This is a genomic window from Bacillus sp. m3-13 (assembly GCF_000175075.1).
Classification (GTDB): domain Bacteria; phylum Bacillota; class Bacilli; order Bacillales; family Bacillaceae_I; genus Sutcliffiella_A; species Sutcliffiella_A horikoshii_C.
Map to the genome: position 1 here is coordinate 58,758 of NZ_ACPC01000018.1, position 25,183 is coordinate 83,940.

The window sequence follows — 25,183 nt, forward strand, 5'->3', positions numbered from 1 at the left end:
GAAAAAAAGAACGGGGAGGTAAGCATGATGAATGAAATCATTTTTTACAGTTACCCAAGTTGTACGTCATGTAGAAAGACGAAGAAGTGGTTGAATGGTCATAACATTCCATTTCAGGAGAAGCATATTTTTCGGGAAACACCTAACAAAGAAGAGATGATGAAGATCCTTTCGTTAACAACAGAAGGAATTGATGAGATATTAGCAACAAGAAGCCAAACTTTCAAAGACCTCGGGATTGATGTAAACGAATTATCTCTTTCCCAATTGATAGAATTGATTATTGAGGAGCCTAAGCTGCTAAGAAGACCAATTATCACTAGCGGGAAAAAGCTGATTGTTGGGTATAATGAATCTGCGTTGCAAAAGCTTTCCAGACAAAAACCTAAACTAGAACTAAAGCAATCCGTCTCATAAATCCAAAAAAGCCATTCCAACTACCTTTGTAGATGGGATGGTTTTTTTGGTTAAGAAAGCATATAATCTGGTTGATTTCCGTTCCAGGCGCTTCGCTTGCCTGCGGGCGGTCCGGGAGCCTCCTCGGCTGTCTCCCCTGTCCCTTCCTCCCGCGGGCGTCTGCGCGCCTTCCACTCCAATCAACAAGGTGACTTCATTCAACTTAAGGCTAAAAAAGAAATCTGAAAAACAAATAAAATTACTTTTATGTAATTTCCAGCTGTGTATTGGAGCGAAAGGTAGAGACTCCAGCGGGGGGAGTAACGGTAGCTTGATACCCCTGAAGTGTTGCGAGGAGGCTCAAGCACCGTCCCGCGGAAAGCGAAGCCATTTTCGGAAAGGAACAGCGGTGTTAAACCAAAAACTAATATTTTTTTTCATATGTTCACTACTTTTCTCCTTTAACTTTTTATATAGAAGGTGAAAGGGGGTGAGAACATGGCAGATTACGCAGTAGAAAATGTCCAACTTCGTCTAATGTATGAATTAGGAGAAGATGAAAAAGGGAATTTGTTGTTCCGTTCCAAAAACTACAACAACATTAAAGTGGATGCAGAAGCGACGGCGCTATTAGAAGCAGCAGGAGCAATTTCAGGTCTACAGGCAACACCTGTATCAAATGTTAGACGTAGTGAGTTGCACTACCTAGGTTAAGAAGTGTAATCAATTTATGAAAGAAAGGGGGTGGATGTATGTTTACACTAGAATTATTTTTCTTAAATGAAGAGGGTACAAAAGTGAAGGTGTCCGTTGATGATCCTAGATCAGATTTAACACAGGTGGAAATCGAAGAGGCGATGGATACGATTATTGTTGCCAATGTGTTTACATCTAAAGGTGGAAATTTCATTACAAAAGACAGTGCCAGAATTGTGGAACGTAATGTTACAGAATATGAAATAGCTTAAGGTAATTTTGAAGGGTCTACTCTAAATCAGTAGGCCCTTCTTATTTAGAAGTAGTTTTCTTAAACTTTGTTGCTGTTTCGTATACTTAAATCAACCGTCATATCACGAACTGTCGTGCTCTTTTCCCTGTTGTATTAAAAATCCTACTTGCAACTTCTAAAGTATGTAAACAGTAAAAAGTCCAATTGACGACTTTTTACAAGTAAATAGCAGCATTCGGTGAGAAAAGAGCCTATTTGAACAGGAAGGGGGAGAGGTCATGGATCAGTGGTGGACATGGATAAGTGAAGTTGGTTTCCCGATTGTAGTCACGTTTTATTTGTTACACAGAATAGAACAAAAACTAGAACATGTAACAAAAACGTTGCAGCAGCTGCCATATCAATTATCTAGGGAAACACTGCCTTCAAGGAGCATAAAATAAATAGAAAACAGGCTATTGAACGAGCAATATAGTACAATAGCCTGTTTTACGTAGGAAATTATTTATGGTAACGTCATTGGATATATAAAATTTTTGCCTTTATATCTTATTTCGATAATAATAAGAAGAGAGAGAATGACATGAAGGATGTTGATACAAATGACTAATAAGAAAATCGTCTTCACAGGCGGTGGCTCTGCAGGCCACGTCACTCCCAATATTGCAATCATGAATAAACTAAAAGCAGCAGGTTGGGATATTACATATATCGGTTCAAGAAAAGGAATTGAAGAAGATATTATAGGGAAAGAAGATATTCCATTTCATGGTATTTCAAGTGGTAAGCTAAGACGCTATTTTGATTGGAAGAACTTTTCCGATCCGCTCAGAATCATTAAGGGGGCAATGGAAGCTTTAATGATTTTACGAAAAGTAAAGCCTAAAGTCGTATTCTCCAAGGGTGGATTTGTAACAGTTCCTGTAGTGATGGCAGCTAAAATGCTAAAAATACCGGTTATCATTCATGAATCAGACATTACACCGGGGCTCGCCAATAAAATTGCAACGAAATTTGCGACAAGAGTATTTGTTACATTTGACGAGACGTTGAATCACTTTCCATCTGACAAAGTATTATTTACCGGTTCACCGATTAGAGAAGAGTTATTCAAGGGAAAAGCGCAAGAAGGTAGAGCATGGCTTGGATTTCATGAGAAAAAACCAATCCTAACCATAATGGGAGGAAGTCTTGGAGCGAAAAAAATCAACGAAACGTTACGCCAAGTCTTAACTCCATTAACAGAGCAATATCAAATTGTCCACTTATGCGGAAAAGGAAACATGGACCGTTCCCTTGAAGGCGTAAAAGGGTATAAGCAATTTGAATATATTAATCAAGAGTTACCAGATGTTCTTGCAGCGTCTGAGTTTATCATCTCAAGAGCTGGTGCGAATTCTATTTTTGAATTTCTGGCATTGCGTAAACCAATGCTATTAATCCCGCTTTCTAGGAACGCAAGCAGGGGAGACCAAATCTTGAATGCCCAATCATTCGAGAAAAAAGGTTTTGCGAAAGTGTTATTCGAAGAAGATCTCACCACTGAAACTCTGTTAACACAACTAGAGGCACTCAAGAATGATAAGGTCCAACTGCAAAACAACATGTCCGAAGACAGTGCACCAAACACACTGGAAATTATCTTAAAAGAAATCATTAACACAGCAAAATAATACAAAAAGAGCAATCTATTATTAGGTTGCCTTTTTGCTATATAAAGAAAGCATATAATCCAGTTGATTTCCGTTCCAGGCGCTTCGCTTGCCTGCGGGCGGTCCGCTCGGTTTTTCTTTAAAATATTTCAAAGTTTAATAAGTAGGATTTTCCATTTGAGGGTAAACTACGATCATACTGATTCCATCTATAAGAAAGAGGCCGATACCGATGAAAAAACAAACATTAAAACTATTCACCATCTCCCTAATAGGATTTGTCATCATCATATCCGTCCTTTTATATTTCTTCTCAGAACGATTTACCCGCTCGTGGCTTCCTATTGATAATGGATTCGGAGAAACCGTTACCTTGTCTCCTGATGACAAGTCTATTGTTTTCCCATTTTACCAAAGTGGGGATGGAGCGCTCTATAAAGCAAATGTGGATGGCAGCAATGTTAATCAACTAACTTACCCAAGGCAGGAAGAAAGCCATGTGCATCCTCGCTATTCATCCAATGGCGATAAGATCTTGTTTTTATCGCAAGAAAAAGGAGAGAACACATTAACTAGATCACTTTACATAATGAACAGCGATGGAAGTGAACTCACCCGCCTTTCGAAAGAAAATGAACTCATAACGGATGCTATTTTTTCACAGGACGATCAAACCATCTTTTATTTAGCTGCAAAGCATTACCAGGAAGGAAATGAAATGGAGGAAGGGCCAACTAATATTGATTTGTACTCTATTTCTATAACAGGAGACAAAAAGGAAAGGCTGACTCATGATGAAAGTTTAAAAAAGCGTAGCCTCTCACTAACAGAGGACGGGGGGAAACTTGGCTATGTGGAATGGAGCAAAGAGGAAGAAAAAGGTCTTCATTCTTCTTTTATAGTGATGGACACTCAGACTATGGAGAAGGAGTACGTAAACCCTGATTTTAATACAAATATAATTTATAGTGGAAAACTCTCTCCAACTGGTGACCTTATTGCGTTTTCTGCAGCAAGCGAAAATCCTCGTGAAAAATCGCAATTCATCTATGAAATGTACACAATGAGCACGAGTGGGAAGGAAGTACAACCTCTTACAAGCTTTCGTACGTTGATTACAGAACCGGTATTTTTCCGCGACAAGGAGAGAGTGTTATTTATCCAGGATCAGAGTTGGTTGAGAGGGAAACCAAATTATAAATTATGGGCCGTAGATATTAATGGAGAAAAAATCCAATCCATTACTTTACAAATGCCACAGTTTTCTGGAACAATCCTTTAAAGGATATAAAATAAACAGAGCCCGAGTCTATATAGACCCGGGCTCTGTTGCCTTATTGGAACATTGGTAGAAGATAACTGATAATGAACCAAATGATTCCGAAAAAGATAATAAGGTAGGCAGTGTATTTAATAAATGTCGAAGCAACTAGACCACGATCTTCTTTTGTTTCCCTTTTATCCACTCTTACATCTCTATCTTCCATGTTAATTCCTCCCTGTAAAGCTCTGTTTTACCAATATATACCCTGATGGAACCAGGTTAAACCTTTCCTTTTATATGTAAAATAGGAAACTATACTGCGAAAGTAACTAGAAATTACTGGCTAGGAAAGTGTATAATGATTTTCAGGTGTAATTCAAAGAATTTTCACCTGACTTTCCCAAGCGGGACTTTATATCTATATTTACTGTTAAAAGATATAATGAAAGTACTTCACACGTATACATATGAATTTTAATGGAATTCAATTATTTTAAAGGATATAAGAGGTATTTTATGAAGAGGAAATGGCTGAAGTATTTACCTTTAATCTATCTGTTTTTTGGAATCGTATGGATTGGGCTGACAGATTATTGGATATACGTTTTAAAGCAAACTAACAATAACGATATAGCAGAATATATCAACCTGATAAAAGGTTGGCTTTTTATACTGATTACTACGCTATTATTATATTTAATGCTGAAAAAACATGCTGCATTGAAGGAGCTTGAACAAAAGGAACAAGAACTTTCAACTTTAATTAACAACATGCCTGATTTTGTATGCTTTAAAGATGGAAAAGGTAGATGGCTGCAAACTAATGAATATGGGCTGTCTCTTTATGACTTACAAGATGTGGATTATAAAGGGAAGACAGATATAGAATTAGGAGTCTTTTCTCCCCATTTCATGGAGGCTTTTGAATACTGTATGAAAACAGACGAGCAGACTTGGAAGGACGGAAAGATTTCACGGGCTGAGGAGTCATTCTCCCTTGCTGATGGGGAAATGAAGACGTTTGATGTAATTAAGGTTCCTTTGTTCCATGCGGATGGACGAAGAAAAGCACTTGTCACTATAGGCAGGGACATATCTTCTCTGAAAAAAACAGAACAACTGTTGGTTACAAAAGAAAAACTATCGGTAGTGGGCGAACTATCTGCAGGTATTGCCCATGAAATAAAAAACCCGTTAACATCTATTAAAGGATTTATTCAACTAATCCAATTATCAGGAAAAGCAAACAAAAATCATGTGGAAATGGTGCTATCTGAAATTGATAGAATAAATGATATTGTATCGGAGCTGCTTGTCCTATCGAAACCTCAAACAAAGGAACTTACGCTTATTTCGATCCTGGAAGTTCTACAATATGTAATAAAATTAGTGGAAAATGAAGCTGCTATTAATAATATTTCTTTTTCCATTGAAAATATTGGCCCTGATACAATGGTTAGAGGCGATAAGAATAACCTTAAGCAAGTTTTTATCAACCTCATCAAGAACTCCATGGAGGCGATGCCTGACGGAGGAACGGTAATGATCACCGGTTTGCGGGAAACTGATGGTAGAAAGAGTATTCAAGTCAAAGATGACGGGATAGGAATTTCATCCTCTAACATGGATAGTATCGGCAATCCCTTCTTTACATCCAAGGAAAAAGGGATGGGACTTGGTTTGACAATAACCAAAAAAATTATTGAAGAGCATCAAGGGAATATTCGTATTGAAAGCAAGGAAGGAAACGGTACAACTGTCACTATTGATCTTCCAACACAATAAAAAATGTGCGTTTGATAAGAGATAGATGACCAAGCAGTTCATAGATTCATGCATAGAATATATCGTGTGCAGCTTCCTTCTCCTTTCGTACACGGGATTTTTGGACAGAGACTCAGTCTCTGTCCCTTTTTTTATATAACATATTAAATGCAGGGAGAAAATGTGTGGAAACAGGGTATAAATAAGACAGTATAGATAATAGTGGGGGAATGAAAATGTCCGAGAATAGAACCTTTGACCTTATTGGAATAGGAGTAGGGCCATTTAATTTGGGGTTAGCAGCATTAGTGGATAATGTATCAAGTATTTCATCTATCTTTTTCGATAAAGAAGAAGCGTTCAACTGGCATCCAGGCATGCTTATTGAACAATCTGATTTGCAGGTCCCTTTTCTTGCAGATTTGGTTTCATTTGCTGATCCTACAAATAAATACAGCTTTTTAAATTACATACATAAACAGAATCGATTATTTCAATTTTTCTTTTTTCGCCGCTTTGACATTCCTAGGAGAGAATACAATTTATATGCTAAATGGGTATCGGAGAATCTGCAGAACTGTCACTTTCAATCCGAGGTGATTTCAGTAGAATATACAAGCGATGGGTATTGTGTGATGGTAAGGAGGACGGATACAGGAGATGTCTCTACATACCATGCCAAACATGTTGTAGTTGGTACAGGAAGTATCCCATTTATTCCGGATGGCATAGAGAAAAATGAACAGGTTGTGCATACAAGTGAATATCTACATAAAGAAAAAGAAATGAAAGCTTCCGATTCTATAGTGGTTGTTGGATCTGGACAAAGTGCAGCGGAAGTTTTCTATGAACTATTGGAAGAACAAAAGCATAATAAGTATTCGTTAAAGTGGTATACCCGTTCCTCTATATTTTCTCAGCTTGAGAGTGCAAAGCTTGGACAAGAAGTCTTTTCACCTGATTATGTTCAGTACTTTCATGGACTTTCATATGAAAAGAGAAAAGAAGCATTAAATCGGCTGGATACTGCCCGCAATGGGGTAGACAAAGAAACATTGGTGAAAATCTATGACTTGCTTTATAACAGATCTGTCGAAGGGCGAGATGAAAAAATCACCATTCAGCCGTTAACAGAAGTAAAGGAAATAAATGAGAGTAATGGCGTATTAGAAGTGTCATGCAAGCAGTGGGAGAAAGAAGAGGACTTCAAGGTCAAAGCAGATTATGTGGTATTGGCAACAGGGTATAAACCGCATATACCACAATGGATTTGGGATAACAATGAAGAACTGGTATGGGAAAGCGAAAAAGAATTTAAAGTGGATGAAATGTACCGGTTAGTGTGGAAGGAACCCAGAAGTCATCAGATGTATATCTCCACTAACCTTGAACATTCACATGGAACGGCAGCCACCAATTTGAGCCTTGCTGTTATGAGAAACCAGACGATAATCAACGATGTGGCCAAAAGAGAAATCTATCCGATCCAAAAAGATACTATCTTCCAACAATTCATTCCCAATGCGTAAAACCACGTTTAACATGCCTTCTAAGGGGTAGAAGAACATATATAAAAGGGACTTATAGCTGTTGATTGGAGCAATAGGCGAAAACTCCTGAGGGAGATAGCGGTAGCTTGAGATCCGTGAAGCGTTGGAGGTCACTGAAAAACCTAGTAACCAATCTTTTGGATAATTTATAGCTGTTGATTGGAGCAATAGGCGAAGACTCCTACGGGGGAGTAGCGACAATGTTGAGACCCCGCAGGGCGTAGCCCGAGGAGGCTCAAGGTCGCCCCGTGGAAAGCGAAGCCGTTTGCGGAAATTAACAGCGGTGTCTTAAAAAAATCTAACATCAAAGACTTTTTCAGTGGCCAAGGTGCAGCCGAGGAGGCTCTCGTCAGCCCCTAGGAAAGCGAAGCTATTTGCGGAAATCAACAGCGGTATTCAGACAAACCCCTTACTAAAAAAGGAGATGTTGCATGATGAGTAAAAAAATTGCAGTACTACTAACAAATGAATTTGAAGACTCCGAGTACACAGAACCAGCAAAAGCCTTTAAAGAAGCAGGGCATCAATTAACCGTCATCGAAAAATCAAAAGGTGAAACAATAAAAGGGAAAACAGATGGAGTAGAAATTACAACAGATGCCGGAATTGATGATGTAAGTCCAGGAGACTTCGATGCATTATTAATACCTGGAGGATTCTCCCCAGATATCCTAAGAGCAGACGATCGATTTGTTTCATTTACTAAAACGTTCATGGACGACCAAAAACCTGTTTTTGCTATCTGCCATGGACCACAATTACTTATCACAGCAGAAGCACTGAAAGGAAGAGATATTACCGGATTTACTTCCATAAAAGTAGATCTTCAAAATGCAGGTGCTCACTATCACGACAAAGAAGTAGTTGTCTGTCATGACCAATTGGTTTCAAGCCGAACCCCAGATGACATTCCAGCATTTATAAGAGAATCATTAAAGCTTCTAAAATAATAACGCCTAAAATCATGTTGCCCTTTACTTAATGGGCAACATGATTTTTTTGTGTGGAATTTTCTGAATAATTAGACCCATATTCTTCAAGTTCCATTGTAGCGCAAAAATAATACTGTTATAATATTAAGAATATTAAAACAAAAGGAGGGTAATGGGTGAAGTTATATATTTCAGTTGATATGGAGGGGATTAGTGGGCTTGTAGATCATACCCACGTAGACTCCAGGTTGCATAACTATGAGCGTGGTCGAAAGATAATGACACAGGAAGCGAATGCTGTAGTGAAGACGGCTTTTGATAAGGGGTTTGAGGAGGTCGTCATCAATGACAGTCATTCTAAAATGAATAACATATTGATTGAAGAGCTTCATCCCGAAACAAAGCTGATAACAGGTGATGTAAAGCCTTATTCCATGGTGCAAGGATTAGATGATAGCTTTGATGCGGTTGTTTTTGTAGGATACCATGCAAGAGCATCCATGAAGGGTGTCATGACACACTCGATGATTTTTGGAGTCAGAAATATGTACATAAATGATGTTCAAGTGGGAGAGCTAGGGTTCAATGCATATGTAGCAGGATATTATGGCGTACCGGTCATTATGGTAACCGGAGATGATCAAACAGCACTGGAAGCGCAAAGTCTAAATCCTGGCATTCATTGTGCGGTAGTAAAAGAAGCCGCATCCCGTTCTGCCGCAAAATCCCTGACTCCAGTGAAAGCACAGGGACTCATTAAAGAAAGAACATCACAGGCAATTGATGATATACATAGTATTAAACCTTTAATACCGCCTGATCATCCAACACTTCGCATTGAATTTGGGAATTACGGCCAAGCGGAGTGGGCTAGTTTGATGCCAGGAACAGAGTTAGAGCCGGGGACGACCATCGTCAAGTTTCAGGCAAAAGATATTAAGGAAGCCTATCAAGCCATGCTTGTAATGACAGAATTGGCCATGAGAACGACATTTTGTTAATAGGTTTGCTCCGTAAGTACATAAAAACTCAATAGGAAAGAAAGTGTGAGTGGGAGAATGGGAACATTTATAGCAAAACGATTACTAGCAATGCTCATAACTTTATGGGTCATCATCACATTGACCTTCTTCTTGATGCATGCCATACCGGGTTCTCCGCTAAATGAAGAGCGCTCTACAAGCGATGTAGTCCAACGTAACTTGGAAGCACACTATCATTTGGACAAGCCGGTACCGGTTCAGTATGTGATGTATTTAAAAACGTTAGTGACTCTAGATTTCGGTCCATCTATTAAACAACCGTCCCAGACGGTGAATGATATGTTAGGAAGAGGTTTCCCGATTTCGTTCGAGCTTGGGATGATCACCTTAACGATTGCTGTCATTTCAGGGATTTTCCTTGGAGTGATTGCTGCACTTAAACGCAATGGCGTTATTGATTATATGGCAATGACTTTTGCTGTGTTCGGAATTTCCATACCTAACTTTGTCCTTGCAACCGTGTTGATACAGCATGTGGCTGTCAACTGGGGTTGGCTTCCGCCTGCCACTTGGTCAAGTTGGAAGCATATGATCTTGCCGACATTAGCTCTTTCAACAGGTCCGATGGCAATCATTGCGAGATTGACAAGAGCTAGCATGATGGAAGTGTTAACACAAGATTATATTCGGACTGCAAAAGCCAAGGGCCTATCGCCGGTGAAAATAGTATTCAAACATGCGCTTCGTAACGCATTATTACCGGTAGTCACCATCCTGGGTACCCTTGCTGCCGGGATATTGACCGGTACATTTGTTATCGAGAAAATATTTGCTATTCCAGGCATGGGCAAATATTTCGTGGAAAGTATTAATACCCGTGATTATCCAGTCATTATGGGCACAACAGTATTTTATAGTGCTTTCTTAATTTTGATGCTTTTCCTTGTAGATATAGCTTACGGGATATTAGACCCTCGTATTAAGCTTCATAAAAAGGAGGGGAACTAATATGGCGCAGCGTAAACTTCAAGAAAATCATCAAAACACTGTTCCTGATGAATGGTTCAAACCATTAGATAAAAACAAGGGAGAGGCAGAAGCTGTAGTCCGTCCGAGTCTGTCTTATTGGCAGGATGCTTGGCGCCGATTGGTTAAGAATAAACTGGCGATGGCCGGTTTGGTCTTTCTTTTATTCTTGACCATCATGGCCATCTTCGGTCCGATTTTTTCCCCTTATAGTGTCATGCAGACAAATTTACCCAACCAAAATCAGCCCCCGTCTTCCACCCATTTTTTTGGTACAGATGAACTGGGGAGAGATGTTTTCACTCGTACATGGTATGGTGCAAGGATTTCTTTATTTGTCGGATTAATGGCGGCATTGATTGATTTTATCATTGGTGTTATTTACGGCGGAATCGCCGGGTACAAGGGTGGCAGAACCGATAATGCAATGATGCGTGTGGTGGAGGTTTTATACGGCCTTCCGTATCTCTTGGTTGTGATTCTATTAATGGTTGTAATGGGACCGGGATTATTGACCATCATTATCGCACTAACCGTTACAGGATGGGTTGGAATGGCTAGGATTGTCCGGGGACAAGTACTGCAAATAAAAAATTATGAGTTTGTGCTTGCGTCTAAAACTTTTGGAACGAAGACTTCCCGGATCATCAGAAAAAATCTTCTCCCTAATACGATGGGTCCTATCATTGTTCAAATGACATTGACGGTACCTGCTGCAATTTTCGCAGAAGCATTTTTAAGCTTTCTTGGTCTTGGTGTTAGTGCCCCGTATGCGAGTTGGGGTGTGATGGCCAATGATGGCTTATCAACGATTATTTCAGGACATTGGTGGCGCTTGTTCTTCCCGGCATTCTTCATCTCCATGACCATGTTTGCATTTAACGTGTTTGGAGACGGTTTACAAGACGCACTAGATCCAAAGCTGAGGAGGTAAGTGACATCATGGAAAAAGTACTGGAAGTAAAAGACTTACATGTTTCCTTTACAACATACGGAGGCGAAGTGAAAGCAGTCCGGGGAGTCAGTTTTGATTTGCATAAAGGAGAAACCCTCGCAATTGTAGGGGAATCCGGCTGTGGAAAAAGTGTGACATCCCAAAGTATCATGCGATTAATTCCACAACCGCCGGGGAGGATAACGCAAGGCACAGTCCTTTTTAAAGGCAAGGACTTGACCAAAGCGTCTGAACCGGAAATGAGAAAGATTCGAGGCGCAGATATCTCAATGATTTTCCAAGACCCCATGACAGCATTGAATCCAACTCTAACTGTTGGAGATCAGATCATGGAAGGGATCATCCAGCATAAGAAAGTCTCTAAAGCAGAAGCGAGGAAACAGGCGGTGGACATGCTGAATCTTGTCGGGATACCTAGCCCGACTGAACGATTGAAACAATACCCGCACCAGTTCAGTGGAGGCATGAGACAGCGTATTGTTATTGCCATGGCCCTTGTCTGCCAGCCTGAAGTATTGATTGCAGACGAACCGACAACGGCACTAGATGTGACCATCCAAGCCCAGATTTTAAACCTTTTTAAGGATATTCAAAAGAAAACTGGGGTTTCCATCATCATTATCACGCATGACTTAGGAGTAGTAGCGCAAGTGGCAGACCGTGTGGCTGTTATGTATGCAGGTAAGATAGTAGAGTCCGGGAATAGAAGAGAAATCTTCTATAGAGGGGAGCACCCATATACGAAAGGTCTATTAAACTCGGTTCCTCGCCTTGATTTAGAAGATGAAGAACTGGTGCCAATAATAGGCTCTCCACCTGACCTGTTTTCACCACCGACAGGCTGTGCATTTGCAGCAAGATGCGAGTATGCCATGGAAGTATGCGAGCGATTATATCCAATGAAGACATGTCTGTCCGAGGAACACCATGTAGACTGCTGGCTTCAGGACCCAAGAGCTCCGAAGCCCATAAAAACAGTGATTTCAACTATAAGATAAGACTTATAGTGAAATAGAGTTTCATAGCTGTTGATTGGAGCACAGTGCGAAGACTCCAGCGGGGGAATAACGGTAGGTTGAGACCCCTGAAGCGTTGTGAGGAGGCTCAAGCACCGTCCCGCGGAAAGCGAAGCACAGTGCGGAGATCAACAGCGGCGTCTAAAGATTTACAAATGAAAAAGGGGGAGTAACACATGAAAAAGGTATTGTCATTACTAATGACCGCAATGCTAGTATTCATCTTAGCAGCCTGTACAGCAAGCAACAACGCAGGCACCGACACAAACGAAGGCACGAACAACAACGACAGCGCATCAGGAGAAAAGGTACTTCGCCTGAACAACGGATCCGAACCAACATCACTTGATCCGCCTATCGGCTTTGATTCCTATTCCTGGAATGCACTAAACAACTTGATGGAAGGTCTGACTCGTCTAAATGACGAACACCTGCCACAAGAAGCAACAGCGGAAAAATGGGACGTATCCGAAGATGGCAAAACGTACACATTTTATATCCGTGACAATGCAAAATGGTCTAATGGGGATGACCTGACTGCGGGTGATTTTGAATTCGCGTGGAAGCGCCTATTAAACCCTGAAACAGCATCTCCTGCTGCATTCCTTGGTTACTTCATCGAGGGTGGGGAAGCTTACAACAACGGGGAAGGCTCTGTTGATGATGTACAAGTAAAAGCATTGGATGAAAAGACATTGGAAGTGACACTTGTTGCTCCACAAACATATTTCCTAAGTGTCATCACGAATCCAGCCTTCTTCCCAATCAATGAGAAGGTTGCTACAGAAAATCCAGAGTGGTTTGCTGAAGCGGATTCTTTTGTAGGAAACGGTCCATTTAACCTTGCTGAGTGGGAGCATGAAAGCCACTTTGTTATGGCGAAGAATGACCAATATTGGGATGCAGATACGGTTAAATTGGACAAAGTTCACTGGGCGATTGTAAATGATACAAACACAGAGTATCAAATGTACCAAGCGGGTGACCTGGATACGTCAGGAGTGCCTGCTGATGCAAGTGAAGCGTTATTTGCAGAAGGAAAAGTAAATATTGGCGAGCAGGCTGGTACGTATTTCTTCCGATTTGGGGTAGACAAAGAGCCATTCCAAAATGCAAACATCAGAAAGGCATTCGCAATGGCGGTCAATCAGCAGGATATTGTTGATTATGTGACAAAACGAGGAGAAGAAGCGGCAACAGGATTTGTCTCTTCAGGATTCACAGATCCATCCGGCAAAGACTTCCGTGAAACAAATGGAGACCTTGTTACTTTTAACGCGGAAGAAGCAAAAGCATTATTGGAAAAAGGAATGGAAGAAGAAGGGTATGAAACATTACCTGAAGTTACATTAACGTATAACACAAGTGATGAGCACAAACGTATCGCTGAAACGATGCAACAAATGTTCAAGGACAATCTTGGAGTCGATGTGAAGCTTGCCAATATGGAATGGAACGTGTTCCTTGATATGCAAACGGCACTTGAGTTCCAATTTTCACGCAGCTCATTCTTAGCGGACTATGCTGACCCTATCAACTTCCTAGAAAACTTCCAATCTGGACATTCCATGAACCGTACAGGTTGGAGCAACTCAAAATATGATGAGCTAATTCAATCGGCACTTAACGAAACAGATGAAGCAGCTCGCTATGAGCAAATGTACGAAGCGGAGAAAGTATTATTCGAAGACATGCCAATCATACCGTTGTATTTCTACAACCATGTATATCTTCAAAACGAAGCAGTTAAAGGAATTGTTCGTCACCCTGTTGGATATATCGAACTTAAATGGGCGGACAAAGAATAACATACTATAAGTTTTAACAGGAGAAGGGTGTTCGCGGAACACCCTTCTCATTGAAATTATCATACATATTCAATCAAGAAACACCATACATATACATAGTTTAACGGGAATTTTTAAAGGAGAGGAGTGGCGAGACATGAAGCCGATTCGTTTGAAAAAAGGAGATACGGTTGGTGTCATTGCACCTGCAAGTCCACCGAAACAGGAGAAGTTGAAACGGGCACTTCCTTTTTTGGAAGAAGAACTGGGTTTGAAAGTGAAGTTGGGCAAATATGTAGATGCTCCCTACGGCTACCTTGCATCCAAGGACAAAGAAAAACTAGAGGATCTGCACGCTATGTTTCAAGATGATGAAGTAAAGGCGATTTTCTGTGCTTGCGGAGGATTTGGCACGGCAAGGATTGCGTCCAGTATAGATTATGACTTGGTAAAGAATAATCCTAAGATTTTTTGGGGGTATAGCGATATCACATTTTTGCATCAAGCATTCTACCAGCAGGCCGGATTAACTTCCTTCCATGGTCCAATGCTAAGCTCGGATATCGGGCTTGAAAGCATTCACCCTCTATCAAAAGCTTATTTTCAACAGTTATTTGAGCCAACTGAAATAGTATATACTGAAGAACTGTCTACACTTGAAGTGATGAACGAGGGGGTTGCGAATGGAGAACTTGTTGGCGGGAACTTAACTTTGCTTGTAAGTTCACTTGGAACTCCGTTCGAATTGCAGACAAAAGGGAAAATCCTCTTTTTTGAAGATATCGATGAACAGCCATACAAAGTGGACAGAATGCTAAATCAGTTAAATATGGCAGGAAAGTTCGCCGACGCAGAAGGTATTGTTATTGGCGACTTCCATAACTGTGTGCCGGATGAAGGAAAGGCATCTTTGACGCTTGAGGAAGTTATTTCTCAACACGTAAAAGATGCAGGAAAACCGACTATGAGCGGGTTCCAGTTTGGACATTGCTCTCCGAATATTGCCATCCCGCATGGAACAAAAGCGGAATTGAACACATACAACAAGACATTGACCATCCAAGCGGGAGTGGAATGAAAGGAGAGGGAAATATGAATATGAAAATACTACAGGTTGAGACGTTCCGAACCGGAGTACCTCTGTCAAAACCATTTAAGACAGCCTTGCGTACTGTGTATGTAGCGGAGGCTGTGGTAGTGAAGATCACCTGCGATAATGGTCTGGTTGGATGGGGAGAGGCACCGCCTACCCATGTCATCACAGGGGACAGTCTTGATAGTGTAGAATACGCCATTCAGCAAATTTTCAAACCGATTCTTTTAAATAAAAACCTCTTAAACTATGAACCGCTTTTTCAAAGACTACATACATCCCTTATTCGAAATACAAGTGCAAAAGCAGCGGTCGATATGGCCATTTATGATTGCTTGGCTCAACACAGCAGGCTGCCACTGTATCAGTATTTGGGCGGTGCCAAGAGCGAACTTGAAACAGACTTTACCGTCAGCGTCAATTCCCCGAAGGAAATGGGAGAGGACGCCATTGGTTACGTGGAGAGAGGTTTCCGTGTCCTGAAAGTAAAAGTAGGGAAAGACGATATGCTGACGGATATTGCTAGAATAAGAGAAATCAGAACCCGTGTAGGAGATATGGTAGAGATTCGACTTGATGCCAATCAAGGCTGGAACGCTAAAGAAGCCATACGCGGCATTCGCAAAATGGAAGATCTGGGGTTGAATATCGAGCTTGTGGAACAACCTGTCATGGCCCATGATGTGGAGGGGTTGAAACAGGTCACTGATGCAGTGGAAACACCAATCATGGCGGATGAGAGCGTCTTTACTCCCGAACAGGCACTTCAGGTACTTAAAACGCGCAGTGCCGACCTGATCAATATCAAACTGATGAAATCAGGCGGCATTTTCCAGGCAGAAAAGATTAATAGTATCGCAGAGTCATTTGGAGTGGAGTGCATGGTAGGAAGTATGATTGAAACCAGACTTGGTATCACGGCCGCCGCCCATTTTGCCGCAAGTAAGAGCAATATCACACGATTTGATTTTGATGCACCACTTATGCTCACAGAAGACATTGTAACAGGCGGCATCATTTATAACGGCAGATCGATCAGTTTCCCGGATGCACCCGGTTTAGGAATTGGAGATATAAACGTAAAAGGAGGCGTCAGTGTTGAGTAAATATGTCATAAATGTACCGGTAGCCACCATCTGGACCTCTTATGATTCAGCAAGAGAGCTAGACAAGAAAGCCACCTCAAACCCCACAGACATTTCAGGTTGGCTGGATTCGCTGAATTTTGAAACAAGGTTAGAACTTTGTGATGCCAACCTTATCCAATCTCAACTGCTTTACGGACAGGAAGTACTCGTTCTAGAGGAAAAGGAAGATTATTATCATATTATTGCATTGACTCAAGGTTCTTCAAAGGATGAGAGGGGATATCCTGGATGGGTGCCGAAATGTCAGGTCACAGAAGTAATGGATTGGAAGCTTGCAGATGGTCCGGTTGCTGTTGTGACGAGCAACCTTGCTTCTTTATTTTCGACCGAGGAAAAAGAGTTATTGGAGTTGAGCTTTCAAACCATTTTGCCTGTAGTGGAGAATGGGAAAGAAAAGGTGAAAGTCCAACTTCCTGATGGAACTTATGGATTGCTGAAGACAGATGACATTTCGGTATATGATGGTTTTGCTTTCCTTCCAAAAGGATCTGGGAGGGATATTGTCAGGAGCGGCGAGAAATTCCTCGGCCTTCCATATTTATGGGGTGGTATGAGTGGATACGGGATGGATTGCTCTGGTTTCAGCTATACCATGTGCAAAGCCAATGGCTATATCATCCCCCGAGATGCCCACGACCAGGCTAAAGAGGGTGCGGAAGTGCCGTTAAACGCTTTAGAACCCGGGGACTTGTTGTTCTTTGCTTATGAAGAAGGCAAGGGCAAGATTCATCACGTAGGAATTTATTATGGAGAAGATAAACTCCTACACTCACCCAAAACGGGAAGAGATATAGAAATTCTATCAATGGAAAACACCATATATGAAAAAGAACTATGTGCAGCAAGAAGGTACTGGCAAAAGGACGGGGAATAATTATGCAAAAGAAACTACTTCAAGTCAAAAACTTGCAAAAGTATTTTTTTCTAGGCAAAAAACAAACCTTAAAAGCGGTAGACAATGTTTCATTTGATATATACCAAGGGGAAACCTTTGGTCTGGTGGGAGAGTCAGGATGCGGTAAATCCACAACAGGAAGGACCATCATCGGACTTTATGGCAAAACGGCAGGCGAAGTGAACTTTAACGGAAAAGATGTTCATAAACTAACGGAAAAAGAGAAGTTTGCTTTCCACCGCAACATGCAAATGATCTTTCAAGACCCTTATGCATCGCTTAATCCGCGTTCGACTGTAAAAGAAATTATCTCTGAACCAATGGAAGTGCATGGCATCTACAAAAGTAGCAAAGAACGGACAGAGCGTGTCTATCAGCTATTGGAAGATGTGGGATTGAATAGGGAGCATGCGAACCGTTACCCGCATGAATTCAGCGGGGGACAAAGACAGCGAATCGGCATTGCACGGGCCCTGGCATTGGATCCAGATTTTATCATTGCCGATGAACCAATATCCGCTTTGGATGTATCCGTACAAGCGCAAGTTGTGAACTTAATGAAACGGCTTCAAAAAGAAAAAGGGTTAACCTACCTGTTTATCGCCCATGATCTTTCCATGGTCAAACATATCAGTGACCGTATAGGGGTTATGTATCTTGGGAAAATGATGGAACTGACGGAGAGTAAGGCCCTTTATAAAAAGCCGTTGCATCCATACACACAAGCCTTATTATCTGCCATACCGATACCAGATCCAGATATAGAAGACAAACGGGAAAGGCAAATAGTTCAAGGGGAGATCCCAAGTCCGATTTATCCGCCAAGTGGCTGTGTCTTCCGCACCCGTTGTCCGCATGCAATGGAAGCATGCAGCCAATCGATTCCAGAGTGGCAGGAAGTAGAAGAACGTCATTATGTAGCCTGTCATTTATATAATGAAAAAATTGTCGGCCCAGATAAGGTAAGGGAAATGGTGGCAAGTGCGCATGATGGGAATTGAAACTAACCTACAACTATTGAAGGAACGTGTCCAAGCAGTGGTAGATTCGACTGCGGGACACGTTAGTTATGTGATAGAAGACGGCGGTGGCCAGCGTCTGGATAAAGATGCTTATGTTACAAAAAAAGCAGCCAGCCTAATTAAAATCCCAATTATGATGGCGGCTTTTAAACAGGTAGAAGCAGGCATTTTGAGTCTTTCTGATAGATATTCCATTGACACTAGAAATATTGTCAGTGGAGCAGGTGTCATTCAATTTATGGATGGTGACACAAGTTTTACGTTAGGAGAATTGTTGACGTTAATGATTATAGTATCCGATAATACCGCGACCAATAAGGTTATTGACATTATTGGGTGGAATGGTGTAAATGATTTCTGTAGAGAGCAGGGTTTAACGAATACAAAACTTGAGCGAAAAATGATGGATTTTAAAGCCACGGCTGCCGGTATAGAAAACAGGACAAGTGCCCTTGAAATGATAGAGTGTTTAAAGTATTTGCATATAGAAGACGCCGAGAGGGCTGTGTTTTCCGATGAGAGCAGACAAAAAATGCTGCGAATTCTTGGTGGTCAGCAGCTTCTAGATAAGCTTCCGTTTTACATGGACCTAGAATTAGTGGGAATTGCCAATAAGACCGGGGAGCTGCCCGGTGTGGAGCATGATTGCGGGATTGTTACCTATAAGGGCGAGAAACTTTTCGTAGCCGTTCTTATCGACGACTTGGTTGATAACTCCATTGGGAAAAGAGCGATACAGGAGATTGGCAAGGTAGTAGAGGAATATTTAGTGGAGACCGAAGCTTTTTGTTGAAAAGCAGGGGTCTTCATTTTTTTTGAAAAAAATAAAAAAACTTGCAGGAATATGTCAATCCGTGTAGAAATTTATAAAGGCAGACCTGTACCCCATCTTTTTTCTCTCTTTTCCTCAAGGCAAGAAAGCTCACTCACTCCCATCCAACAAACAAATCAACACAAAATGAGGTGACAAATGAATATTGAAAAAAAGTGTGAAGAGATCATTCGCCAAGCTATCCGTTTGCGTGTATCAGATATTCACATCAAACCACATGAAACGTCCGCCAAAGTACTTTTCCGTCTGGACCACTACCTCTACGATCAAGAAGATCTCCCACCAGAAATCTATGAACGGATTTTATCACACCTTAAATTCCAAGCCGAAATGGACATAGGTGAAACAAGAAAGCCCCAAAATGGCGCATTAAACCTTTACATTGACTCCAAACCCATCAATCTACGACTCTCGACCTTGCCCACTGTTAACCAAGAAAGTCTTGTCATCCGAATCCTACCGCATGATGACAGCCAATTCCCTTTAAAACGTTTATCCCTGTTTCCGAACTCCACTAGAAAACTATTTTCCTTAATGAAGCACTCACATGGCCTTATTCTGTTCACTGGCCCGACCGGCTCTGGCAAAACCACCACTCTGTATTCGATTTTGGAAGAGTCAAAAGGGATGCTGCAACGAAATATTATAACGCTTGAGGATCCGGTGGAGCGGAGAAGTAGAAATGTGCTTCAGGTGCAGGTGAATGAAAAGGCAGGGATAACCTATGCAACAGGTTTGAAGGCCATTCTAAGACACGATCCGGATATTATCATGGTCGGGGAAATCAGGGATGAAGAAACAGCGAAGATTGCTATAAGGGCATCGCTGACGGGTCATTTAGTCTTAAGTACCTTGCATACGCGGGATGCAAAAGGGGCGGTACATCGGCTGTTGGAGTTTGGGGTCTCGCAACAAGAGTTGGAACAGACATTAATAGCAATTTCAGCGCAAAGGCTCGTGGAGTTGAAATGTCCTTATTGCCATGGGGAATGTACATCTTTCTGCAGAAAGTACAGGCAACATCGGTTGGTCAGTGTATATGAACTTTTATATGGGCGGGAACTGTCCAAGGTGATGGAAGAGTGTAAAGGGGCAAAGGTGGAATTACACTATCCTACACTGAAGGAAGTAATTAAAAAGGGAATAGCACTGGGCTTTATTCATCAAAGGGAATATGAAAAATGGGTGAACGATGGCAAAGGGCAATAGGGGTTGGCCGCTTAAAGTTCAGGAGGATTTCCTAAAAAGGATGGGAGACCTCTACACTAATGGCTATTCTTTATTAGAAGCATTGGAGTTGATGAGTATTCACTTCGAAGCGGAAAAGAAAAGAAGCTTGCTTGAGGCCATTGAGGAGCTGAAAAAAGGGTACAGTGTACATCAAGTTTTAGAAAGTCTGCATTTTAATCAGGATATATTGTCGTTGCTATTCTTTTCACAAAAGCATGGAAACCTAGGACAGGCATTTCGGTCAGGGGGAGCACTGCTTGAGAGGAAAAGGTTCTATAGAGATAAGATTTTCTCCATTCTCAGGTATCCAATCATGCTTCTCTTCCTTGTAACGATCATGCTTGTTTTTGTTCAATTGGTGTTGTTGCCACAGTTTCATCTTCTCTTTTCCCAAATGAACATTTCTTTAAGTCCAATCATCTCCGTATTTTTCTTTCTCGTTGTTCAAATACCCATTTTACTATTGTGGTGTGTACTCGGGATCTTCGCAGCCTATTTATTTTATAAAATTTATGAAAGAAAATTGAATCCGTCTCAAAAGGTGGATTTGCTGTTGAAAATTCCTCTTGTCAAAACCTTTCTCACCCTTCATTATTCCCATTACTTCACGCAACAATTAAGCAGCTTGCTATTAAGTGGATTAACGATTAATGAAGCCATAGCTGTGTTCGAGCAGCAACGTTATCATTCTTTTTTCCATTCTAAAGCAAAAGAATATCGTAAGTTTTTAGTGGAGGGGGAAAAGCTCGAAACATTGGTGGGAAGGGAGAAAGTGTTTGTAAAGGGGCTTGATGTAGTTATTGTACATGGACAAAAGAACGGGAAATTAGGTCAGGAATTGGAGCAATACAGCAAGTTACTGTTAGTGAAGATGCAGGAAAAAAGCGAAAAGCTACTGGGAAGAGTGCAGCCTGTTTTATTTTTAGGGATCGGTTCATTTGTTTTTGTGTTATATCTCTGTATCTTCATTCCAATGTTTCAATTACTAGGAGGGTTATAGATGAGAAAGCTATTAAAGGAAGAACGTGGTTTTACGTTGGTGGAAATGCTTTTAGTTATGTTGGTTATTACCGTGTTACTCTTAATCATGATTCCAAACGTGACAAAGAATTCTAGCATTATTGGGGATAAAGGATGTGAGGCGCTGCTTAGCATGGTGGACGCCCAGATTCAGACATACCGATTGGATAAGGGGAGCGAGCCGGCAACTATTGATGATTTGGACTCACCAGAATATCTTGAAGATCATTTCGATGAAGACGGAACTTTAAACTGTCCAAACGGAAGTAATGTTACGATTGTCAACAGCAAAGCGGAAGCTGATGTTGGTTTATAGACCTTTAGATTCGAAGGGATATTCCCTTTTGGAATCTATACTGGTTCTTTCTCTCATTTCCATCATTCTATCGGTGACCATCCTTAATCTTAATGCGACCAACAAAAACATAATTGCAGAACAATTTAGCGATCAATTAAGCAATGATCTCTTGTTCGCCCAACAATATGCAATAAGTACGAAAACAAGTGTAAGTATTATTTTTACTCCACAAAATAACTATTACCGTATACGGCAAGGAACCTTCCAGATTAACGAAATGGTATATCGGGAATACCACCGTGATGTAAGAATAGATACACGCACGATGGGAGAAAGACTGATTTACAATGGAAATGGCAGCATTAATAAAGCTGGCGCAATCGGTATTTATGTGGACGAAATGGAAAGCTATCGTTACGTTTTCACCTTAGGAAAAGGCCGTTTTTATGTGGAAAAGCTCTAAAGGGTTTACATTAGTAGAGGTTTTAGGGGCTTTGGTAATTTGGATGGTCATTGCCTCCGTTCTGCTTCCTGGGTTGGTACGAATGAATCAGGAACGCAAGGGATTTATTCTCGATCAGCAAGCAAGGTTCCTTTTGACAATGGAATTGGAAGAAATACGTACAGGTGCCAAATTGTTTGAAGATAGTATGGTAAACAGAAATGGCACCACCTATTCCCTGACATTGGTGGAAGAAACCGTTCCGCCAGTGCTGTGTGTGTCCTATATGAATTATAAATCGTTGGAGGAGGAAAGGTGTATTTATGTCCATCTTCCGTAAACATGACGGTTTTACCTTATTGGAGGTCTTGGTCAGTTTTTCAGTCATTCTTATTCTCACCGCGTTTTTCCCTCTTCTACTTAAAAATCTCTCGCTATTGACAGAAAAGGGCGATGGAATTCATCCTTTGGAGCTCGAGGTGTTTATTCAGCAGGCTACAAGGGAGGTTCGAAATGCAAAGAGAGTGTCGGTGGAGAGTAATGCGATGGTCATTATCAATCAAGACGATCAAAGAGTGACATATGAATTTTATCAAAAAAATGTCAGACGTAGAGTTAATGGAACTGGACACGAATTACTCTTGCATGGAGTAGAAAGTATTACTTTTAAAGAAGTGAATAATGGGGCTATAGTGAATGTAAAGGGGAAGGACGAAATAATCCATGAATTCAAATTGGGGGCAATCCGTACAAGCTGGACTTCGAAGTAAACAGAACAAAGGGTATATTTTTCCTGTCACACTTATCATAAGTGTAATAGTCTCGTCCTTTTTGCTTCATCAAATTGAAAACTACCGGCTGGAGAAAATGTTTTATCATGAATCGGATCAACAATTTGAGCTGGAAATCATGATGAAATTTGTATGGGACAAAGTGGAGGAACAGTTGAAAGAGGAGAGGGAGGAAATTATTTCGTCGTTTGAAATGCCAAGGGGAGAAGCTGCGGTAACTGTAAAGGAACTTGGAACAGAAAGGGAGATTGTCATTGTCTGCACAACCAGGATGGCGAGGGAGTACAAAGCAACCATCCTTTACGATATGGAAGAAAAGAAGGTACTCGGCTGGTATGAAACAATTAAATTAATCACATAAAATCACCATCCCATTGTCCCAATCATATAAATGTACCGTGTAACAAAGGAGGTAAATACCCAATGAATCAAGCGGACAATGGGATGCCCATTCAATATATGGTGATAGAACCCTATGTATACCATACTTTAAGAAGTATCGTTGGCACCGAAGTGGTCATTGAAACAACGCGAGGATCAATAAGAGGTAACCTGAAGGATGTTAAACCAGATCATGTTGTGTTAGTTGCTGGAGATTCGAGCTTTTTCATTCGAACTGCAGAAGTTATCTGGGTTATGCCTGATAACTAAGAGGAAAGCTAGTCAGAAGTGTCTCCGATTGATGGAGGCACTTTTTTGTAGTTCAAAGCACTTGGCATAGTCATCAGGTGTATGAATATCTCTTTAGCGAGGAAATGGGAATAGAAAGGTCTTCATCAGGTATATGAAGACATCTCTTGCGGGGAAATGGGAGTAGAAAGGTCTTCATCAGGTGTATGAAGACATCTCTTGTAGGGAAATGGGAGTAGGAAGGTCTTCATGAGGTGTATGAAGACATCTCTGTCGGGAAAATGGAGGGAGAAAGGTCTTCATTCGATTCATGAAGACGTCTTTATCGTAGAAAATCAGTCAAGGATGTCTTCATTAGTTTATCTCAAGGAAAAGTGCAGCCATATAGAAAATGACAGTGGCGACTTACCAAACAACTAAAGGTTTTTAGCTCTAAAAGGACCGGCTAGGTATTGCCTAGTTTTTCTTAAAGTGGAGGGAGAGGGAGCTTTGCCCTATAATAATACAATAAAGAGGCATCCAAAAAGAAAGAGAGGCATGGAACATGAAAAGCATCTATCTTACAGGATTTATGGGAGCGGGGAAAACAACCATCGGACAGGCGTTGGCAACCAACCTGAGTCTCGATGTCGTTGATACAGACACACTGATTGAACAGAATCTGAAGTTGCAAATTAAGGATATCTTCGAGCAATATGGAGAGAGTTTTTTTCGGGAGCTGGAAACAAAGACCCTTCAAGAACTACCCGTGAATGATATCCTGGTAACAACTGGTGGAGGAATAGTAACAACTCAAAATAACATTGATTGGATGAAAGAGAACGGCTGTATGATTTTTCTTTACGCAGACCCGGAAGTTATTTGGGAGCGTTTGGAAAATGATACGACCAGGCCACTTATAAAACAGAAAAAGAAAGAAGAAATCATAGAGCTTTTTGACACACGTTTACCTCTTTATAAACAAGCGCACATCACGGTGGATACAACCGGGCTGGACTTGGAATCTGCTGCAGAGGCCGTACATAACGCGATTAAAATATGGAGTAACCGTCAACACTAGAGATAAAAGAATCTCTTGGGTGGTGGACTAAATGAAAACAAATGATTATGTGAAATATGTGACACAGCAGCTTGTCACCTACATGGATCAGCCGAAAGAAGTAAAGCGTGAGCAAAGGCAACTGAAAAAGCAAGAGCGTTCGCCCATCGCCTTTCAGCTCTTCGGTGTGATTCCTTATGCAATCATGATGCTTTTTAAAAAGAAAAAAAGTGGAGTATGAGTCAAAAGTATTGCCAAGGTTTTGTTTTTTATGCTACAATCTCATCGGACAGTTAAGAAGCGTTCAACTAAATGTTCATGCAAATGCTTTCAACATAGATAAGAACTTTACGTGTTACTGATACGATCAGGCATGAGTGAAGAGGTTTTGATCCATACTAAGGGGACGAGTGTACCCTTTTATAGAGACAAGCCCTCACTCATGCCTTTTTCTATATTTTTTCCTACA

The 25,183-nt window shown here is 41.0% G+C and carries 30 protein-coding genes; 29 read left to right on the plus strand and 1 reads right to left on the minus strand.

Going from position 1 to position 25,183, the window contains the following annotated elements:
• Positions 1 to 24: 24 nt before the first annotated feature.
• The 6 genes from mgsR (at position 25) to M313_RS0109585 (ending at position 4,279) form a co-directional block, all read left to right on the plus strand.
• Positions 25 to 417: a transcriptional regulator MgsR gene (gene mgsR, locus M313_RS0109555; protein WP_029326423.1), complete on the plus strand. Its 393-nt coding sequence runs from the start codon at positions 25 to 27 to the stop codon at positions 415 to 417.
• A 477-nt stretch (positions 418 to 894) separates the two neighbouring features.
• Complete coding sequence (locus tag M313_RS0109565) at positions 895 to 1,110, plus strand: DUF1659 domain-containing protein (RefSeq protein WP_010194616.1); 216 nt, start codon at positions 895 to 897, stop codon at positions 1,108 to 1,110.
• 38 nt (positions 1,111 to 1,148) lie between these two features.
• On the plus strand, positions 1,149 to 1,364 hold the full coding sequence (locus M313_RS0109570) for a DUF2922 domain-containing protein (RefSeq protein ID WP_010194617.1): 216 nt from the start codon (positions 1,149 to 1,151) through the stop codon (positions 1,362 to 1,364).
• Between the two features lie 259 nt (positions 1,365 to 1,623).
• Complete coding sequence (locus M313_RS25185) at positions 1,624 to 1,788, plus strand: YvrJ family protein (RefSeq protein WP_010194618.1); 165 nt, start codon at positions 1,624 to 1,626, stop codon at positions 1,786 to 1,788.
• Between the two features lie 159 nt (positions 1,789 to 1,947).
• The gene (gene murG, locus M313_RS0109580; RefSeq protein ID WP_010194619.1) at positions 1,948 to 3,018 is read left to right on the plus strand and encodes an undecaprenyldiphospho-muramoylpentapeptide beta-N-acetylglucosaminyltransferase; all 1,071 of its coding nucleotides are present in this window, start codon (positions 1,948 to 1,950) and stop codon (positions 3,016 to 3,018) included.
• Positions 3,019 to 3,229: 211 nt separating this feature from the next.
• The gene (locus tag M313_RS0109585) at positions 3,230 to 4,279 is read left to right on the plus strand and encodes a TolB-like translocation protein (protein WP_010194620.1); all 1,050 of its coding nucleotides are present in this window, start codon (positions 3,230 to 3,232) and stop codon (positions 4,277 to 4,279) included.
• Positions 4,280 to 4,331: 52 nt separating this feature from the next.
• On the opposite strand, the gene M313_RS26130 is transcribed toward M313_RS0109585, so the two are convergent.
• A complete protein-coding gene (locus M313_RS26130) occupies positions 4,332 to 4,484 on the minus strand; it encodes a hypothetical protein (RefSeq protein ID WP_010194621.1) in 153 nt (50 codons plus the stop codon).
• Between the two features lie 293 nt (positions 4,485 to 4,777).
• On the opposite strand from M313_RS26130, the gene M313_RS0109595 reads away from it, so the two are divergent.
• The 23 genes from M313_RS0109595 (at position 4,778) to M313_RS0109705 (ending at position 24,955) form a co-directional block, all read left to right on the plus strand.
• Complete coding sequence (locus tag M313_RS0109595; RefSeq protein ID WP_010194622.1) at positions 4,778 to 6,046, plus strand: ATP-binding protein; 1,269 nt, start codon at positions 4,778 to 4,780, stop codon at positions 6,044 to 6,046.
• 215 nt (positions 6,047 to 6,261) lie between these two features.
• Positions 6,262 to 7,554, plus strand: a complete 1,293-nt coding sequence (locus tag M313_RS0109600; protein ID WP_010194623.1) for a lysine N(6)-hydroxylase/L-ornithine N(5)-oxygenase family protein — start codon at positions 6,262 to 6,264, stop codon at positions 7,552 to 7,554.
• Between the two features lie 455 nt (positions 7,555 to 8,009).
• Positions 8,010 to 8,525 carry a type 1 glutamine amidotransferase domain-containing protein gene (locus M313_RS0109605; RefSeq protein ID WP_010194624.1) on the plus strand — a complete coding sequence of 172 codons (516 nt, stop codon included), beginning with the start codon at positions 8,010 to 8,012 and terminating at the stop codon, positions 8,523 to 8,525.
• Positions 8,526 to 8,683: 158 nt separating this feature from the next.
• A complete protein-coding gene (gene dppA / locus M313_RS0109610; RefSeq protein ID WP_010194625.1) occupies positions 8,684 to 9,508 on the plus strand; it encodes a D-aminopeptidase DppA in 825 nt (274 codons plus the stop codon).
• 57 nt (positions 9,509 to 9,565) lie between these two features.
• Positions 9,566 to 10,498 (plus strand): ABC transporter permease, encoded by a 933-nt coding sequence (locus M313_RS0109615; RefSeq protein ID WP_010194627.1) that lies wholly within the window; start codon positions 9,566 to 9,568, stop codon positions 10,496 to 10,498.
• A gap of 1 nt (position 10,499) precedes the next feature.
• The gene (locus tag M313_RS0109620; protein ID WP_010194629.1) at positions 10,500 to 11,450 is read left to right on the plus strand and encodes an ABC transporter permease; all 951 of its coding nucleotides are present in this window, start codon (positions 10,500 to 10,502) and stop codon (positions 11,448 to 11,450) included.
• An 8-nt stretch (positions 11,451 to 11,458) separates the two neighbouring features.
• On the plus strand, positions 11,459 to 12,469 hold the full coding sequence (locus tag M313_RS0109625) for an ABC transporter ATP-binding protein (RefSeq protein ID WP_010194630.1): 1,011 nt from the start codon (positions 11,459 to 11,461) through the stop codon (positions 12,467 to 12,469).
• Between the two features lie 194 nt (positions 12,470 to 12,663).
• Positions 12,664 to 14,295 carry a peptide ABC transporter substrate-binding protein gene (locus M313_RS0109630; protein ID WP_010194631.1) on the plus strand — a complete coding sequence of 544 codons (1,632 nt, stop codon included), beginning with the start codon at positions 12,664 to 12,666 and terminating at the stop codon, positions 14,293 to 14,295.
• 136 nt (positions 14,296 to 14,431) lie between these two features.
• On the plus strand, positions 14,432 to 15,352 hold the full coding sequence (locus M313_RS0109635) for a S66 peptidase family protein (protein ID WP_010194632.1): 921 nt from the start codon (positions 14,432 to 14,434) through the stop codon (positions 15,350 to 15,352).
• A gap of 20 nt (positions 15,353 to 15,372) precedes the next feature.
• On the plus strand, positions 15,373 to 16,473 hold the full coding sequence (locus M313_RS0109640; RefSeq protein ID WP_029326424.1) for a mandelate racemase/muconate lactonizing enzyme family protein: 1,101 nt from the start codon (positions 15,373 to 15,375) through the stop codon (positions 16,471 to 16,473).
• The gene (locus M313_RS0109645; protein ID WP_010194634.1) at positions 16,466 to 17,389 is read left to right on the plus strand and encodes a C40 family peptidase; all 924 of its coding nucleotides are present in this window, start codon (positions 16,466 to 16,468) and stop codon (positions 17,387 to 17,389) included. Before M313_RS0109640 ends, M313_RS0109645 begins: the two co-directional genes overlap by 8 nt.
• Positions 17,390 to 17,391: 2 nt before the next feature.
• Entirely contained in the window at positions 17,392 to 18,411 is a 1,020-nt protein-coding gene (locus tag M313_RS0109650; protein WP_010194635.1) for an ABC transporter ATP-binding protein, read from the plus strand.
• The gene (locus M313_RS23225) at positions 18,398 to 19,225 is read left to right on the plus strand and encodes a serine hydrolase (protein ID WP_010194637.1); all 828 of its coding nucleotides are present in this window, start codon (positions 18,398 to 18,400) and stop codon (positions 19,223 to 19,225) included. The genes M313_RS0109650 and M313_RS23225 overlap by 14 nt, the downstream gene beginning before the upstream one ends.
• 177 nt (positions 19,226 to 19,402) lie before the next feature.
• On the plus strand, positions 19,403 to 20,473 hold the full coding sequence (gene comGA / locus M313_RS0109660) for a competence type IV pilus ATPase ComGA (protein WP_010194640.1): 1,071 nt from the start codon (positions 19,403 to 19,405) through the stop codon (positions 20,471 to 20,473).
• Positions 20,457 to 21,494 (plus strand): competence type IV pilus assembly protein ComGB, encoded by a 1,038-nt coding sequence (gene comGB / locus M313_RS0109665; RefSeq protein ID WP_083800905.1) that lies wholly within the window; start codon positions 20,457 to 20,459, stop codon positions 21,492 to 21,494. The genes comGA and comGB overlap by 17 nt, the downstream gene beginning before the upstream one ends.
• On the plus strand, positions 21,495 to 21,830 hold the full coding sequence (gene comGC, locus M313_RS0109670; protein ID WP_010194645.1) for a competence type IV pilus major pilin ComGC: 336 nt from the start codon (positions 21,495 to 21,497) through the stop codon (positions 21,828 to 21,830).
• The gene (comGD, locus tag M313_RS0109675) at positions 21,817 to 22,275 is read left to right on the plus strand and encodes a competence type IV pilus minor pilin ComGD (protein ID WP_010194646.1); all 459 of its coding nucleotides are present in this window, start codon (positions 21,817 to 21,819) and stop codon (positions 22,273 to 22,275) included. Before comGC ends, comGD begins: the two co-directional genes overlap by 14 nt.
• The gene (locus M313_RS23230) at positions 22,259 to 22,594 is read left to right on the plus strand and encodes a type II secretion system protein (RefSeq protein WP_010194647.1); all 336 of its coding nucleotides are present in this window, start codon (positions 22,259 to 22,261) and stop codon (positions 22,592 to 22,594) included. The genes comGD and M313_RS23230 overlap by 17 nt, the downstream gene beginning before the upstream one ends.
• Entirely contained in the window at positions 22,578 to 23,024 is a 447-nt protein-coding gene (comGF, locus tag M313_RS23235) for a competence type IV pilus minor pilin ComGF (RefSeq protein ID WP_010194648.1), read from the plus strand. The genes M313_RS23230 and comGF overlap by 17 nt, the downstream gene beginning before the upstream one ends.
• A complete protein-coding gene (gene comGG / locus M313_RS23240; protein ID WP_010194650.1) occupies positions 22,978 to 23,406 on the plus strand; it encodes a competence type IV pilus minor pilin ComGG in 429 nt (142 codons plus the stop codon). The genes comGF and comGG overlap by 47 nt, the downstream gene beginning before the upstream one ends.
• Before the next feature lie 62 nt (positions 23,407 to 23,468).
• Positions 23,469 to 23,696, plus strand: a complete 228-nt coding sequence (locus M313_RS0109695) for a YuzF family protein (RefSeq protein WP_010194653.1) — start codon at positions 23,469 to 23,471, stop codon at positions 23,694 to 23,696.
• Between the two features lie 523 nt (positions 23,697 to 24,219).
• Positions 24,220 to 24,735 carry a shikimate kinase gene (locus M313_RS23245; RefSeq protein ID WP_010194657.1) on the plus strand — a complete coding sequence of 172 codons (516 nt, stop codon included), beginning with the start codon at positions 24,220 to 24,222 and terminating at the stop codon, positions 24,733 to 24,735.
• Between the two features lie 31 nt (positions 24,736 to 24,766).
• Entirely contained in the window at positions 24,767 to 24,955 is a 189-nt protein-coding gene (locus M313_RS0109705; RefSeq protein ID WP_010194662.1) for a YqzE family protein, read from the plus strand.
• Positions 24,956 to 25,183 lie beyond the last annotated feature (228 nt).

Excerpts from the sequence above, each read along its gene's own strand:
- mgsR (WP_029326423.1), top strand. The coding sequence starts at position 25 with ATGATGAATGAAATCATTTTTTACAGTTACCCAAGTTGTACGTCATGT.
- M313_RS0109565 (WP_010194616.1), top strand. The coding sequence starts at position 895 with ATGGCAGATTACGCAGTAGAAAATGTCCAACTTCGTCTAATGTATGAA.
- M313_RS0109570 (WP_010194617.1), top strand. The coding sequence starts at position 1,149 with ATGTTTACACTAGAATTATTTTTCTTAAATGAAGAGGGTACAAAAGTG.
- M313_RS25185 (WP_010194618.1), top strand. The coding sequence starts at position 1,624 with ATGGATCAGTGGTGGACATGGATAAGTGAAGTTGGTTTCCCGATTGTA.
- murG (WP_010194619.1), top strand. The coding sequence starts at position 1,948 with ATGACTAATAAGAAAATCGTCTTCACAGGCGGTGGCTCTGCAGGCCAC.
- M313_RS0109585 (WP_010194620.1), top strand. The coding sequence starts at position 3,230 with ATGAAAAAACAAACATTAAAACTATTCACCATCTCCCTAATAGGATTT.
- M313_RS26130 (WP_010194621.1), bottom strand. The coding sequence starts at position 4,484 with ATGGAAGATAGAGATGTAAGAGTGGATAAAAGGGAAACAAAAGAAGAT.
- M313_RS0109595 (WP_010194622.1), top strand. The coding sequence starts at position 4,778 with ATGAAGAGGAAATGGCTGAAGTATTTACCTTTAATCTATCTGTTTTTT.
- M313_RS0109600 (WP_010194623.1), top strand. The coding sequence starts at position 6,262 with ATGTCCGAGAATAGAACCTTTGACCTTATTGGAATAGGAGTAGGGCCA.
- M313_RS0109605 (WP_010194624.1), top strand. The coding sequence starts at position 8,010 with ATGAGTAAAAAAATTGCAGTACTACTAACAAATGAATTTGAAGACTCC.
- M313_RS0109615 (WP_010194627.1), top strand. The coding sequence starts at position 9,566 with ATGGGAACATTTATAGCAAAACGATTACTAGCAATGCTCATAACTTTA.
- M313_RS0109620 (WP_010194629.1), top strand. The coding sequence starts at position 10,500 with ATGGCGCAGCGTAAACTTCAAGAAAATCATCAAAACACTGTTCCTGAT.
- M313_RS0109625 (WP_010194630.1), top strand. The coding sequence starts at position 11,459 with ATGGAAAAAGTACTGGAAGTAAAAGACTTACATGTTTCCTTTACAACA.
- M313_RS0109630 (WP_010194631.1), top strand. The coding sequence starts at position 12,664 with ATGAAAAAGGTATTGTCATTACTAATGACCGCAATGCTAGTATTCATC.
- M313_RS0109635 (WP_010194632.1), top strand. The coding sequence starts at position 14,432 with ATGAAGCCGATTCGTTTGAAAAAAGGAGATACGGTTGGTGTCATTGCA.
- M313_RS0109640 (WP_029326424.1), top strand. The coding sequence starts at position 15,373 with ATGAAAATACTACAGGTTGAGACGTTCCGAACCGGAGTACCTCTGTCA.
- M313_RS0109650 (WP_010194635.1), top strand. The coding sequence starts at position 17,392 with ATGCAAAAGAAACTACTTCAAGTCAAAAACTTGCAAAAGTATTTTTTT.
- M313_RS23225 (WP_010194637.1), top strand. The coding sequence starts at position 18,398 with ATGATGGGAATTGAAACTAACCTACAACTATTGAAGGAACGTGTCCAA.
- comGA (WP_010194640.1), top strand. The coding sequence starts at position 19,403 with ATGAATATTGAAAAAAAGTGTGAAGAGATCATTCGCCAAGCTATCCGT.
- comGB (WP_083800905.1), top strand. The coding sequence starts at position 20,457 with ATGGCAAAGGGCAATAGGGGTTGGCCGCTTAAAGTTCAGGAGGATTTC.
- comGC (WP_010194645.1), top strand. The coding sequence starts at position 21,495 with ATGAGAAAGCTATTAAAGGAAGAACGTGGTTTTACGTTGGTGGAAATG.
- comGD (WP_010194646.1), top strand. The coding sequence starts at position 21,817 with ATGTTGGTTTATAGACCTTTAGATTCGAAGGGATATTCCCTTTTGGAA.
- M313_RS23230 (WP_010194647.1), top strand. The coding sequence starts at position 22,259 with ATGTGGAAAAGCTCTAAAGGGTTTACATTAGTAGAGGTTTTAGGGGCT.
- comGF (WP_010194648.1), top strand. The coding sequence starts at position 22,578 with ATGTCCATCTTCCGTAAACATGACGGTTTTACCTTATTGGAGGTCTTG.
- comGG (WP_010194650.1), top strand. The coding sequence starts at position 22,978 with ATGAATTCAAATTGGGGGCAATCCGTACAAGCTGGACTTCGAAGTAAA.
- M313_RS0109695 (WP_010194653.1), top strand. The coding sequence starts at position 23,469 with ATGAATCAAGCGGACAATGGGATGCCCATTCAATATATGGTGATAGAA.
- M313_RS23245 (WP_010194657.1), top strand. The coding sequence starts at position 24,220 with ATGAAAAGCATCTATCTTACAGGATTTATGGGAGCGGGGAAAACAACC.
- M313_RS0109705 (WP_010194662.1), top strand. The coding sequence starts at position 24,767 with ATGAAAACAAATGATTATGTGAAATATGTGACACAGCAGCTTGTCACC.